The organism is Streptomyces sp. NPDC005263 (genome assembly GCF_042872365.1).
In the GTDB taxonomy this organism is placed as follows: domain Bacteria; phylum Actinomycetota; class Actinomycetes; order Streptomycetales; family Streptomycetaceae; genus Streptomyces.
In genome coordinates this window covers 279,650-292,699 of sequence record NZ_JBIAKJ010000006.1, presented here as the reverse complement: position 1 = coordinate 292,699, position 13,050 = coordinate 279,650, and the positions used below count along the sequence as shown (strand labels likewise).

The following is a 13,050-nucleotide window of genomic DNA, read 5'->3' as shown; positions in this document are numbered from 1 at the left end:
TAGTACATGGGCGCGGAATGGTCATGCCCGGCCCCCGCTGCCCGTTGCCATCCGGTCGAGGCGGCGCCACTCGGGCCGGCGCTGGACGGCGACGACCGGGCGGCACGTCGGCCGCCGGAAGCAGACAGATCCCCCGTGGGCATCGACCCGGGGTCACGGGACGCGGGTGCGACAGCTCACTGAAGGGCATGAAATCCGCTCGGTCGCAACCGTCCGGAAGTCACGAAATCCTTCAACTCGCACATCTGCCAGAGGGCACGGAATTACTCGATCCGCAAATTCGGCAGAGGGCATACAGTCCGTTCGACCGCAATAGCATTGACAAGAAATTTCAAGCTTGACGGCGTCGTTGAGTTTCCTTATGGTCCAGTCGTTCAGGTTCCCGCCGATCGATATCCGAAGGTGTTCATGACCACGCCTCCGACGTTGCCCAAATTCAGGCAGCAGTTGATCCTTTCCGTTCTCATGTTATGTTCGCTGCTGATTTGGCTGGACAATACCGTCCTGAGTACCACGCTGGAGACCCTCGCAGACCCGGTCCGTGGACTGGCAGCCGATCCAGGTCAGCTGCAATGGGCGACGGGTTCGTACACTCTGGCCTTCGCCACATTGATGTTCACCGCGGGCGCATTGGGCGATCGGTTCGGTCACCGGACCGTTTTCTCCATTGGCTTGGTGATCTTCGCCGGGTCCTCGCTGTGGGCGGCGTACGCGAGCGATCCGGGCCAGCTGATCGCGGCTCGAGCCGCGATGGGAGTGGGCAGCGCGCTGATCACGCCCGCCAACCTGGCCATCCTCATGTGGACCTTCACCGGCCCCGCGCGGGCTGCCGCGATCGCCGTTTTCTCGACGTCGGCCGGTGTCGGAATGGCCGCCGGCCCGGTGCTGGCGGGATTCCTGCTCAATCATTTCTGGTGGGGCTCGGTCTTCCTGATCAATGTCCCGGTCGCGGTATTGGCGTCGGTCGGGCTCGCCGTGCTGGTCCCGAATTTCCGCAGTCCCACTGCGCGGCCACTGGACCCCGCTGGAATGCTGCTGTCGATCAGCGGGCTCGTGGCGTTGACCTACGGGCTCATCCGGGCGGGGCAGGTGGCGGTGTGGAGTCGTACCGACGTCTGGGCGCCGATCGTTGTCGGCCTGGTTCTGCTGGCCGTTTTCGTACTCGTCGAACTGCGCGTCCAGGTGCCCAGCTTTGATCCGCGACTGCTCGCGCAACGCGCATTCGGTGGCGGAAATGTGGCGCTCGGATTGCTGCTCTTCGCCGTGGCCGCCATCACCTTCTACAACGCGTTCTATCTGCAGGGCGCGCTCGGATTTTCACCGATGAAGGCGGGATTGGCCACTATCCCGACCGCGCTCGGCGCGCTCGCGGGGGCGCCCCTCGCCCCGCGCCTGGTCCGCCGCCTGTCGCTACGTCTTGTCACCGTGCCGGCGCTGACCGTGGCCGCGCTGACCATGGGCGGGTACGTGTTCCTCGGACTTCAGACCCCACTCGTCCGGATCGAGATCCTCTTGTTGATCCAGGGGCTCTCGGTCGGCATGGTGATCGGTCCCGTCACGGCCGCGCTGATCAGCAACCTGCCGTTGGAGCAGGCCGGTGCGGGATCGGCCGTCACCAACACCGTGCGACAGACCGGCAGCGTGATCGGAATCGCGGTGGGCGGCACGATCATGTCGATCATGTACCGGCGTGCGATCGAACCTTCGCTGGAGGGTGCACCCGGTCCGGTGCGGGATCAGGCGCGAGTGTCCGCCGAACAGGCCCGCCACGTCGCCACCGCTGCCCACCGGCCCACTCTCGCTCAGGCCGCTGATGACGCGTTCATCCATGCCATGCACGTCGGCGCGGGCTGGATCGCGGTCATCGCTCTTCTCGGAGCAGTTGTGCTGCTGATCACCTTGCCTGCCGCAGGAAAGAAGGCCGCAGAAAGGAAGAAGGCGCCGACACCGGAACCGGACCACGAAGAGGCCCGCGGCTCCGCGCCGGGATCCACCGCGTGATGGGGCAAGGCACCCACGCCACGTCGGCCCGTCGCGCCTGTTCGCCGCGTCGGGAACCGTGACCGTCATGTCCCGGCGCCTTCCGGGTATCCGGTACGGAACGAAAGGGGGCGGGCATGCCGCTTACGTTCCGCAAGAGTTTCCGGATCCTTCCCGGAGTGCGCCTGAACATCAACAAGCGCTCCTGGTCCATCACGACCGGCGGCCACAACGGGCCGCGGCACACACACAGCAGCACGGGACGTCGTACGACATCGATGGATCTACCCGGACCTTTCGGGTGGCGTCGCACCACCAACTCCAAACGGCGTTGACGGCCCATCACCCGAACGGCCCTTCACCCGAACAGACCACCCCAAGAGGCGCCATCTCATATCTGAGATAACCTCAGCCTCATGGCAGACGACTACCTCGTACGTATCGGCAGGCTCATCCGTGACGCCCGACAGCACCGGGGCTGGACACAGGCGCAGCTTGCCGAGGCGCTCGGCACCAGCCAGAGCGCCGTCAATCGCATCGAGCGCGGCAATCAAAACATCAGCCTTGAGATGATCGCCCGAATCGGTGAAGCACTGGACAGCGAAATCGTCTCTCTGGGCTATGCGGGCCCGATGCATCTGCGGGTGGTCGGCGGCCGTCGGCTGTCCGGCGCCATCGACGTGAAGACGAGCAAGAACGCGTGTGTGGCACTGCTGTGCGCCTCCCTGCTCAACCGGGGGCGCACGGTGCTGCGCCGGGTGGCCCGCATCGAGGAGGTGTACCGCCTGCTGGAGGTGCTCAACTCCATCGGCGTACGCACCCGCTGGATCAACGACGGCGTCGACCTCGAACTGGTGCCGCCGGCCGAGCTGGACATCGCGGCGATCGACGCCGAGGCCGCCGTACGGACGCGGTCCATCATCATGTTCCTCGGTCCGCTGCTGCACCGTATGAACCACTTCAAGCTGCCGTACGCCGGCGGCTGCGACCTCGGTACCCGCACCATCGAGCCGCACATGATCGCGCTCAGAAGGTTCGGGCTGGACATCGCGGCGACGGAAGGGCAGTACCACGCGGTCGTCGACCGTGCCGTGCGTCCGGACCGGCCGATCGTGCTGACCGAGCGCGGGGACACGGTCACCGAGAACGCGCTGCTGGCCGCCGCTCGGCACGACGGCGTCACCGTCATCCGCAACGCGTCCTCCAACTACATGGTCCAGGACCTGTGCTTCTTCCTGGAGGCGCTCGGCGTCAAGGTCGAGGGCATCGGCACCACCACACTCACCGTGCACGGCGTACCCACCATCGACGTGGACGTCGACTACTCCCCCTCCGAGGACCCGGTCGAGGCGATGAGCCTGCTGGCCGCCGCCGTCGTCACCGCGTCGGAGCTGACGGTCCGCCGGGTGCCGATCGAGTTCCTGGAGATCGAGCTGGCGGTCCTGGAGGAGATGGGCCTCGACCACGACCGCACACCGGAGTACCCCGCCGACAACGGCCGCACCCGGCTGGTGGACCTCACCGTCCGGCCCTCCAAGCTGGAGGCGCCGATCGACAAGATCCACCCGATGCCGTTCCCCGGCCTGAACATCGACAACGTCCCGTTCTTCGCGGCCATCGCGGCCATGGCCTCGGGCAAGACCCTGATCCACGACTGGGTCTACGACAACCGCGCGATCTACCTCACCGACCTCAACCGCCTCGGCGGACGCCTCCAACTCCTCGATCCCCACCGGGTGTTGGTGGAGGGCCCGACCCGGTGGCGGGCCGCCGAGATGATGTGCCCGCCGGCCCTGCGCCCCGCCGTGGTCGTGCTGCTCGCGATGATGGCGGCGGAGGGCACCTCGGTACTGCGGAACGTGTACGTCATCAACCGCGGGTACGAGGATCTGGCCGAGCGGCTGAACTCGGTCGGGGCGCAGATCGAGATCTTCCGGGACATTTGACGAGCGGGTGCCGCCGCACCCTGTCTGACCTGCATTGATGCGGGTCTGGAGGGGGTGGGGCGGCACCTCTGGTGCGGCCCGAGGGCCTCAGGCCGCCGTCAGCGCCGCCAGGGCGCGGTCCATCGCGGCGTTGAACTCTTCCGGCGTCAGCGGCAGCCGGGATTTGACGTCCCGACTCCACTGGTCGGCGAGGACCTCGGCGGAGCCCGCCTCGACACCGTCGAGCGCCGCGTCGGCCAGGTCCGACGGCGCCAACTTGTCCACGGGCCAGCCCGCGGCCATGTCGGTGTCGGCCAGGCCGAGGTGCACCGCCGTCACGAGCGTGCCCTGCTCGGCGAGCTCCAGGCGGACGCCGTTGGTCATGGCCCAGGCGGCGGCCTTGGTCAGGTGGTAGGCATTGGCGCCCTGGCCCCCGAACCATGACATGGCGGAGAGGACGTTGACGATCGCGCCCCCGCCGTTCCTGGCGAGCGCCGGCGCGAACTCCCGGATCATTCCCAGGTGACCGAACACGTTGGTCTCCAGCTCGTGCCGTACCGCGTCCAGCGAACCGGTCACCAGGTCGGTCCCCGTCTGGATCCCCGCGTTGTTGATGAGCAGCGAGACGTCCGGGGCGGCCTCGGCTGCGGCCCGCACGGATGCGGGATCGGCGATGTCGAGAGGCAGCACCTCGACGCCGGGCAGGTCCACGGTCTCCGGTCGGCGGGCCGTCGCGTAGACCTTGAGGGCGCCCCGTTCGAGCAGGCGCTGGGCAAAGGCGCGGCCCAGGCCGCGGTTGGCTCCGGTGACAAGGGCAACTGAGTTGTTGATGTCCATGCCCGGTACGCTAAAACCTGACGTTGACGTCAGAGGCAAGTGCTGGTCGTCAGGGCCGGGGGGAGAGGGATCACCATGACCGTCACGGAGGCCGCAGCCGAGGGGCTGATCCGCATCGGCGAGGTGGCACGGGGGGCCGGCGTCTCGGTGCGCGCCGTGCGCTACTACGAGCAGCAGGGGCTGCTCATCGCGGAGCGCAGCCCGTCCGGCCAGCGCCTCTACCGGCAGGACGCCATCACCCTGGTCCGCTTCTTCCAGCAGATGTACGCCGTCGGCCTGACCAGCCGAAGGATCACGGAACTCCTTCCGTGCTTTGACTCCGGGCACACCGACGCCGAGCAACGAGCCATGCTGCGCGCCGAGCGCGACCGCATCCAGGCCAAGGTCGACGACCTACAGGCTGTCCTGGACCGCCTCGACCAGGTCATCGCGATCACGGACACGCACCCGTAGGCGCAGTCGGTCGGACGACGCACCAGCGATCCACGGCTGGCGTACTGAGCACCTACTCCATTCACGGCCGGGAGCGCTGCCCTGTGGGCTGTCGAACAGCCGTCGAGGTTCAGGTCGCGGGTACCGGAAAGATCAAGCAACTGCTGGTCTCTTTTCGCTCGCCGGGCGGCGACCCGGGCCGCGGGAGCCGAGGGGGTGCAACTGGCCGACAACGGCTGGCGGTTGCCACAGCCACGGAAGCTCGACCAGAGCACCGCGGACGGTCGGAAACTTGGCTCGGCGATCTCGGCCACCGTCCGAGTCGGCCTGCGGGGCGGAGCCCACGAAGGCCCGCAGGGCACCGACCTGCGTTGCGACCAGGGTCAGTCGGCTTCCGTCAAGACCGCCCGCGCGGCGGCGAGGATCTCCTCGGAGAGCGGGGAGTCCTTGGTGGCCCGGGCCAGGACGAGCGCGCCGAGCATCGTGCACAGCCGGGTGATGCCGTCCTCGTCTCCGGTGGCGAGGAACTCGGCGAAGTCGCCCACACCTTCGGCGTAGACACGGTGAGCCTCGAGGCTGCCTGGTTCGCGGGCCATGTCGTGGGCGAGGGCGGCGACTGGGCAGCCCTCAGCCGGGTTGTCGCGGTGCTGGACGGAGAGGTAGGCGTCGATCAACGCCTGCTGAGCGGCGCCGCGCCGGCCGGTGCGTTCCTCGAGTGCGGCCGTGCGGCGCTCGGCGAGTTCCTCGAAGGCGTGAGCGGTGGCCTCGTCGATCAGCGCCTCTTTGGAGGCGAACTGCTTGTAGAAGCCGCCATGGGTCAGGCCGGCCGCCTTCATCAGGTCGGCGACGCTGACGTGCGTCCCCTGCTCACGGAACAGCCGGGAGGCGGTCTGCACGACTCGTCGACGATTCTCTTGCGCTTGCGCCTGTGACACACGACCCATTGACCCTCCCCAGTTGGATGTCGACTGAAATCTATCCTATGGTGAACTTTAGATTGTGGACGTAATTTAAGCGAGGCTCAATCACCCCGAGCCCCGCAGCAGAGGAGAAGACATGGAACTGAAGGACGCTGTCGTAGTGGTCACCGGCGCCAACCGGGGGCTGGGGCGCCATCTGGCCACCCAGCTGCTGGAGCGCGGCGCGAAGGTCTATGCGGCCGCGCGCCGCCCGGAGACCGTCGACCTGGCAGGTGTGACCCCGCTCCGTCTGGACGTGACGGACGAGGAGTCGATCCGGGCCGCGGCCCGCGTCGCGTCCGACGCGACACTGCTGGTGAACAACGCCGGCATCTCCACCGCCACGCCCCTGATCGCCGGCGGCGTGGACGCGGTGCGACTGGAGATGGAGACGAACTTCTTCGGGCCGCTGGCCGTCACCCGGGCCTTCGCCCCGGTCATCGAGGGCAACGGCGGCGGCGCCGTGCTCAACATCCTGTCCGTACTCTCCTGGCTGCACCCCGCCGGTCTCGGGTCCTACGCGGCAGCCAAGGCCGCCGCATGGGCGCTGACCAACGCGACCCGGGAAGAGCTGGCGCCTCGGGGCATCGCGGTCTCGGCGCTGCACGTCGGTTACATGGACACCGACATGGCCGCCGTCATCCCCGCCGAGCAGAAGGTCGACCCCGCCGATGTCGCCGCACAGGCACTCACCGGCATCGAGCAGGGCCTGCCCGAAATCCTCGCCGACGAGACCACCCGATACGTCAAGCAAGGCCTGGCCACGGCGCCGACCCCGGCGTGAGATCCCGTCACTCCGCTCGCGGGTGAACCTCGCGCGAAGGGAGATCCCGCCCGGTGGCGGACGAGAACGGAGCCCGCGATGAGGGTCCTTCACGGTCGAGCGCTACGGCACCAATGCGTTCCTCAGCGTCACGCGGGCGAGGAAGCCCGTCCATGGGGCGCCGTGCCAGGCCCCGCAGCGGCCGCGGGGCCCGACTCGCGCTCCGGGTGGGCGAGTTCCCAGATCTCGGCCCGGCCCGTCGCCGCGCTGCCCGGGGCGCCGTCCAGCCGCAGTTCGGCGACCTCCTCGACGCGCAGGTCGGACCAGGTCCCTGCCAGGCCACCTCGGTAGACCTCGATGATGCCCGCGTCCCAGAACAGCCGGAGCACTCCGTCGCGTCCGGTGAACTCCGTCAGGTCCACGCTCGTCTCGGCTCCGCCCGGGGACCGCAGGGTGACGCGCCGCGTGCCGTCCGCCGTCTCGGCGTCCAGCACCAGTTCGCCGGTGGCCCGGGCCTGCTCGAAGCGGGTCGCACCGGTCGGCCGCACGGGCGTCGCCGTCCGCCGGAGCGAGGCGAGTTCGGCGGCCGGTTCGCTGTACAGGCGGCCGCCGCGTACCGACAGTTCGCGGGGCAGGCTCATGAAGCCCACCGCCGGCCCGTCGAGGCCGGCCGGGTCCTGGTGGGTGCGGATCCAGCCGAACTGGATCCGCCGTCCGTCCGAGGCCCTGTACGACTGCGGGGCGTAGAAGCGGTCGCCCACGTCCACCACACCGCTCGCGCGGACGTCGAAGCCGTCGCCCGCAGCGGAACCGGTCATCCACCAGACGTCGGGACCGTTCTCGCCGTCCTCGTGAATGACCGAGACCAGCACAGCCGCGGTGTCTGCCGAGGTGAAGTAGTCGGGGCACTCCCACACCGCGCCCGGCACCCCCGACGCCGCTCGGTCGACGAGGACGCCGTCGTAGTCCCACGCCCGCAGGTCGGCCGAGGACAGGGCGAACAACGAGCCCCCGTGGTCGTGGCGTGCGCCCGCGACGAGCATCCGCCACCGGCCGTCCGCGCGCCACACGCTGTGGTCGCGGAACTCGGTGATGTCGGCGGCGGGCGGTGCGGGCAGGAGAGGGTTGGCCGGGTCCTTGACGAAGCCCGACAGCGCGTCGTCGGCGGCGCGGGCGAGGCAGGGAAGCTGGGCGTCACCGAGGACGCCGGTGTACAGGATGGAGACGCCGCCGTCGTGTTCGACGGCGCAGCCCGAGAAGCAGGCCGTCGCGTCGTACGGCGCGGTCTCGGCCGGGCCGGGAAACAGGGCCACCTCGTGCTCGGTCCAGGTGAGCAGGTCCGGGGAACTGGCATGGCCCCAGTGCTGGTTGGAGAACTCCGTGCCGTCCGGGTTGTACTGGTAGAAGAGGTGGTGCCGCCCCTGCCAGTGCACTGCCCCGTTGGGGTCGTTCATCCAGCCCTTCGCGGGGGCGTAGTGGAGCGATGCGGGCATGCGGAATGTTCCTCTCATTGCGGATGAAATGTGATGAAGAACGCACGGACTGATGGGTGCGGAAGCCGCTTCTCGAGGCGGGGACGTCTCGTACTCTTGCCGCGTGTCAACCCATGAAGATCACCGCCCACGAGCCGGCCGGCCACGTCGGGCGGACGTCGCGCGACTGGCGGGCGTCTCGCCCGCGACCGTCTCCTTCGTGCTGAACCGGACGGCCGGGCAGACGATCAGCGACGAGACCCGCCAGCGGGTTCTGCGGGCGGTCGCCGAACTCGACTACCGGCCCAACCGTGCCGCGCAGGGGCTGCGCCATGGACGCAGCGCGACCATCGGCTTCGTCAGCCACGACAGCGACTTCGGCGTGTTCGCGGCCTCCGCCATCAAGGGAGCCCACGAGGTCTCCGTACGCCACGGAAACCTGCTGCTCCTGGTGAACACGGGCGGCTCGACGCGCCAAGCGGCGCAACTGGTCGGCGAGTTGCTCGACCGGCAGGCCGACGCCCTGATCTTCGCGGTGGCCGGTACGAAGTCGGTGGTGGTCCCGGAGGAGGCCGCGCGGGTGCCCACGGTCCTGCTGAACTGCTTCGTACCCGACGACGCCCTGCCGTCGATCCTGCCCGACGAGGTGCGCGGCGGGCGGGAGGCCACCCAGGCGCTGCTCGACCTCGGGCATCGCGACATCGCCTACCTCACCGGCGCGGCCAGCGTCTGGGCCACCAAGGCCAGGCTGCGCGGCTTCCGCGAGGCACTGCGCGGCGCGGGGCTCGATCCGCACAACCACACCGTGCTGTCCGGCAATTACCACGCCGACTCCGGGCACGAGCTGACCCGCAAGCTGCTGCGGCAGCGGGGCCCACTGCCCACCGCGGTCATGTGCGGCAACGACCGGATGGCCGTGGGAGCGCTCCTGGCGCTGCTGGAGGCTGGGGTCCGGGTGCCGGAGGACGTGTCCGTCATGGGCTACGACGACCAGTTCGAGCTCGCGGCGGAGATACGGCCCGCTCTGAGCACCGTACGGCTGCCGTACGACGCGATGGGCCGGCTGGCCGCCGAGCAGTTGGCCGCCGCCGGACCCGCCCCGCGGTCCGGGCGCACGCTCGTGCACTGCCCGGTCGTGATGCGCGATTCCACGGCCGCCCCCGCGCGGCGCGCGGGCGCCTGACCCGGTCCGGGCCCGCGGGGACATCCGAACATCCACCGATAACTCCCTTGTAACAAGCCCTTGACGCGAGAAAACCGGGGCGGCTAACTTTCGGCCACTAACCCGAATTAGTAACCCGCCGCGGTGGCCCGGTGCAAGACCCCGCCCCCGGCAGGCGCGGTATCAGGTGCGGGACCTCGGCCCCGACGCCAGCCAACCGTCCAAGGAGGAACAGATGTCCACACGGAAGCTGGTTGTCGGGGTGAGCGCGTTCAGCGCCCTCGCTCTGCTCGTCACCGGATGCGGGTCCGGGTCCGGCAGCGGCGCCGACAAGAAGACGGTCACGATCTGGACCGGCATGGACCAGCCGATCATCGACGGTCTCAAGGCCAAGCTCGCGCCCCGCGCCAAGGCACAGGGCCTCACCGTCCAGTGGCGCAGGGTCGACAACATCAACCAGCTGCTCGTGCAGAAGGTGCAGGCTGGCGACGCGCCCGACATCGCACTCCTGCCGCAGCCGGGCATCATCAAGGACCTCGCGTCCAAGAACAAGATCACCCCGCTGGACGACGTCCTCGACCTCCCGGCCCTGCGGAAGAGCATGACCGCGGGCACGCTGGACGTCGCCAAGGCCAACGGCAAGACCTACGGCCTGATGGTCAGCATGAACGTCAAGGGTCTGGTCTTCTACCCGAAGAAGGCGTTCGAGCAGGCCGGCTACAGCGCGCCGAAGACCCTCGACGAGCTCAACTCCCTCACGGCGAAGATCAAGGCCGACGGGAAGACGCCCTGGTGTCTGGGCATCGAGTCCAGCACGGCGACCGGCTGGCCGGCCACGGACTGGCTGGAGAACCTGGTCCTGAAGTACGGCGGCGTCGACAAGTACAACCAGTGGGTCTCGCACGACATCAAGTTCGACTCGCCGCTGGTCCGCCAGGCAGCCGCCCAGTTCCAGAAGATCGCCTTCACCGACGGCAACGTGCTCGGCGGCCGCAAGTCGATCGCCAGCAACGCCTTCGGCACCGCGGGCAACCCGATGTTCCAGAGCAAGCCGGGCTGCTACATGTACCAGCAGGGCAGTTTCATCACCGGCATGTTCCCGAAGAACGTCCAGAAGAATCTGGACTCCGAGGTCGGCGTCTTCGGCCTGCCCCCGGCCACCGCGGGCGGCGAGAACCCGGTGGAGGGCGGCGGTGACACGGCCTCCATCTACAACGACAGTCCGGCCGCCCGCAAGGTCATGAAGCTGCTCGCGGCCACCGACCTCGGCAGTACCGCGGCGAGCAACGGCTCCTCCTTCGTCTCCCCGCACAAGGACTTCCCGCTCACCAACTACCCGCTGAAGACGACCCAGTCGATCGCCAAGGTGGCCTACGACTCCACCGGCTTCGTCTTCGACGGCTCCGACTCGATGCCCACCGCGGTCGGCACCGGCACCTTCTGGAAGGACATGACGGCCTGGATCTCCGGCGAGGAGTCGCTGGACGCCGCCCTGAAGAACATCGACGCCAGCTGGCCCGCCGGCTGACCACGCGCGGAGGGCCCGCCGGGACCTGACCCCGGCGGCCCTCCGGCCCGAACGACATCGACACGCGTTCGAGGAAGGAACCGCCGTGGTCAGCCAAGTACTCTCGACGGCGCTGACGGTGCTGGCCGGCATCGTCGGCGCCCTGGCCGTCTACTGGGCGCTCAACAAGCTCGCCGAGGCCCTGCCGGGCCGCTGGGAAGCCCGGATCAAGCCCTACTTCTACATCGCCCCCGCGGTTGCCGCGATCGGCGTCTACCTCGTCTATCCCACGGTCGTCACCGTCGTCGACAGCTTCCGCGGCAGCGACGGCTCGAGTTTCGTCGGCCTGGACAACTTCAGCCAGCTCCTGGGGACTCCGGCCTTCCGACAGACCCTGCTCAATTCGCTGCTGTGGATCGCCGTCGTCCCCGCCGCCTGCATCGCGGTGGGCCTGCTCGTCGCCGTGCTGGCCGACCGTCTGTCGTCCACGGCCGAGAAGATGGCCAAGACCGTCATCTTCATGCCCATGGCCATCAGCGCCGTCGGTTCGGCCACCGTATGGCGGTTCATGTACGCCACCCAGCCCGCGGGCCAGCCGCAGACCGGCCTGCTCAACGGCGTCGTCACCGCCTTCGGCCACGACCCCGTCCCCTGGCTCCAGCAGAGCACCGCGCACTCCAACAGCCTGCTGCTCATGGTCATGCTGCTGTGGGGACAGGCCGGCTTCTCCATGGTGCTGCTGTCCGCCGCCATCAAGGGTGTCCCCGCGGACACCCTGGAGGCCGCCCGCCTGGACGGCGCCGGCGAGTCACGGATCTTCTGGCGGATCATCGTCCCGCAGATCCGTTCCACGCTCATCACCGTCTTCGTCACGGTCCTCATCACCGTCATGAAGATCTTCGACGTGATCTACGTGATGACCAACGGGTCCTTCAACACCAACGTCGTGGGCCTGGAGTTCTTCAACCAGCTCTACACGAACTACAACTACGGCTACGCGTCGGCGATCGTCGTCATGCTGCTCATCGCCATCGTGCCGATCATGATCTACCAGATTCGCCAGTTCAGGGCGGAGGAGTCGGCATGACCACCCAGACGACCCCGACGATCACCCCGGCACCGCGCCGCGGCCGTCCGGCCCGGCGGGACGCCCAGACGTCCCGCGGCCGGAGCGGAGGCCGCAGGCTGCCGAGCAAGCTGAGCGTGCTGCTGGTGTGCGCCCTGTGGATCGTGCCCACCCTCGGGGTGGTCATCACGTCCTTCCGCAGCGTCGACGACGCCAACTCCAGCGGCTGGTGGACGCTGTTCGCCCATCCCGGCGGCTTCACCCACCTCACCACCGGCAACTACTCCCGGGCCATGGACCAGGCGGACCTCGGCACGGCCTTCCTCAACAGCATGGCCATCACGCTGCCGGCCGTGTTCCTGCCGCTGCTCATCGCGGCCTTCGCGGCCTACGCCTTCACCTTCATGACGTTCAAGGGGCGCGACACCCTCTTCATCGTCATCGTGAGCCTGCTGGTCGTGCCGAACTACGTCGCTTTCGTTCCGATCATCAAGCTCTACTCCTCCGCGGACCTGAACGGCACCTTCCCGGCCGCCTGGCTCGCCCACATCGGTTTCGGCATGTCCCTGGCCGTCTACCTCTTGCGCAACTTCATGGCGACCCTGCCCAGAGACGTCATCGAGTCCGCCAAGATCGACGGCGCCAGTCACTTCCAGACCTTCTTCCGGCTGATCCTGCCGATGTCCTCGCCCGCGCTGGCGTCCTTCGCGATCTTCCAGTTCCTCTGGGTGTGGAACGACCTTCTGGTGGCCCTGGTCTTCGTGGGTCCCGGCGACAAGCAGCCCCTCACCATCGCGATCACCAACCTCCTGGGTCAGCAGGGCACCGGCTGGGAGATGGTCACGGCGGCCGGCCTGTTCTCCATGCTCGTCCCGATCGGGATCTTCCTGTTGCTGCAGCGGTACTTCGTGCGCGGCCTCACCAGCGGAGCGGTCAAGGGCTGAGGC

The 13,050-nt window shown here is 68.5% G+C and carries 12 protein-coding genes; 9 read left to right on the top strand and 3 right to left on the bottom strand.

The window, feature by feature from the left end:
- The first annotated feature begins 408 nt into the window (after positions 1-408).
- The 3 genes from ACFYRY_RS27315 (at position 409) to ACFYRY_RS27305 (ending at position 3,926) form a co-directional block, all read left to right on the top strand.
- Positions 409-2,001 (top strand): MFS transporter, encoded by a 1,593-nt coding sequence (locus ACFYRY_RS27315; protein ID WP_389150921.1) that lies wholly within the window; start codon positions 409-411, stop codon positions 1,999-2,001.
- A 116-nt stretch (positions 2,002-2,117) separates the two neighbouring features.
- Positions 2,118-2,315, top strand: coding sequence for a DUF4236 domain-containing protein (locus ACFYRY_RS27310; RefSeq protein WP_389150918.1), 198 nt, complete (start codon positions 2,118-2,120; stop codon positions 2,313-2,315).
- 81 nt (positions 2,316-2,396) lie between these two features.
- On the top strand, positions 2,397-3,926 hold the full coding sequence (locus ACFYRY_RS27305; RefSeq protein ID WP_356762959.1) for a UDP-N-acetylglucosamine 1-carboxyvinyltransferase: 1,530 nt from the start codon (positions 2,397-2,399) through the stop codon (positions 3,924-3,926).
- An 87-nt stretch (positions 3,927-4,013) separates the two neighbouring features.
- Here the strand turns inward: ACFYRY_RS27305 and ACFYRY_RS27300 are convergent, their stop codons facing one another.
- Positions 4,014-4,742 (bottom strand): SDR family oxidoreductase, encoded by a 729-nt coding sequence (locus tag ACFYRY_RS27300; RefSeq protein WP_389150915.1) that lies wholly within the window; start codon positions 4,740-4,742, stop codon positions 4,014-4,016.
- 75 nt (positions 4,743-4,817) lie between these two features.
- On the opposite strand from ACFYRY_RS27300, the gene ACFYRY_RS27295 reads away from it, so the two are divergent.
- Positions 4,818-5,195 (top strand): MerR family DNA-binding transcriptional regulator, encoded by a 378-nt coding sequence (locus ACFYRY_RS27295; RefSeq protein WP_389150912.1) that lies wholly within the window; start codon positions 4,818-4,820, stop codon positions 5,193-5,195.
- Positions 5,196-5,557: 362 nt separating this feature from the next.
- Here the strand turns inward: ACFYRY_RS27295 and ACFYRY_RS27290 are convergent, their stop codons facing one another.
- Positions 5,558-6,118 (bottom strand): TetR/AcrR family transcriptional regulator, encoded by a 561-nt coding sequence (locus tag ACFYRY_RS27290; protein WP_389150910.1) that lies wholly within the window; start codon positions 6,116-6,118, stop codon positions 5,558-5,560.
- 112 nt (positions 6,119-6,230) lie between these two features.
- Between ACFYRY_RS27290 and ACFYRY_RS27285 the strand changes: the two genes are divergently transcribed.
- The gene (locus ACFYRY_RS27285) at positions 6,231-6,917 is read left to right on the top strand and encodes an SDR family oxidoreductase (protein WP_389150907.1); all 687 of its coding nucleotides are present in this window, start codon (positions 6,231-6,233) and stop codon (positions 6,915-6,917) included.
- 128 nt (positions 6,918-7,045) lie between these two features.
- Here ACFYRY_RS27285 and ACFYRY_RS27280 read toward each other — a convergent pair whose 3' ends face one another.
- The gene (locus ACFYRY_RS27280) at positions 7,046-8,389 is read right to left on the bottom strand and encodes a glycoside hydrolase family 32 protein (protein ID WP_389150904.1); all 1,344 of its coding nucleotides are present in this window, start codon (positions 8,387-8,389) and stop codon (positions 7,046-7,048) included.
- A gap of 103 nt (positions 8,390-8,492) precedes the next feature.
- Between ACFYRY_RS27280 and ACFYRY_RS27275 the strand changes: the two genes are divergently transcribed.
- From ACFYRY_RS27275 to ACFYRY_RS27260, 4 genes are all read left to right on the top strand, one after another.
- A complete protein-coding gene (locus ACFYRY_RS27275; RefSeq protein WP_389150902.1) occupies positions 8,493-9,551 on the top strand; it encodes a LacI family DNA-binding transcriptional regulator in 1,059 nt (352 codons plus the stop codon).
- A gap of 214 nt (positions 9,552-9,765) precedes the next feature.
- Positions 9,766-11,058, top strand: a complete 1,293-nt coding sequence (locus tag ACFYRY_RS27270) for an ABC transporter substrate-binding protein (RefSeq protein WP_389150900.1) — start codon at positions 9,766-9,768, stop codon at positions 11,056-11,058.
- An 85-nt stretch (positions 11,059-11,143) separates the two neighbouring features.
- A complete protein-coding gene (locus tag ACFYRY_RS27265) occupies positions 11,144-12,124 on the top strand; it encodes a sugar ABC transporter permease (RefSeq protein ID WP_356762902.1) in 981 nt (326 codons plus the stop codon).
- Positions 12,121-13,047 (top strand): carbohydrate ABC transporter permease, encoded by a 927-nt coding sequence (locus ACFYRY_RS27260; protein ID WP_389150896.1) that lies wholly within the window; start codon positions 12,121-12,123, stop codon positions 13,045-13,047. Before ACFYRY_RS27265 ends, ACFYRY_RS27260 begins: the two co-directional genes overlap by 4 nt.
- The last annotated feature ends 3 nt before the right edge of the window (positions 13,048-13,050 follow it).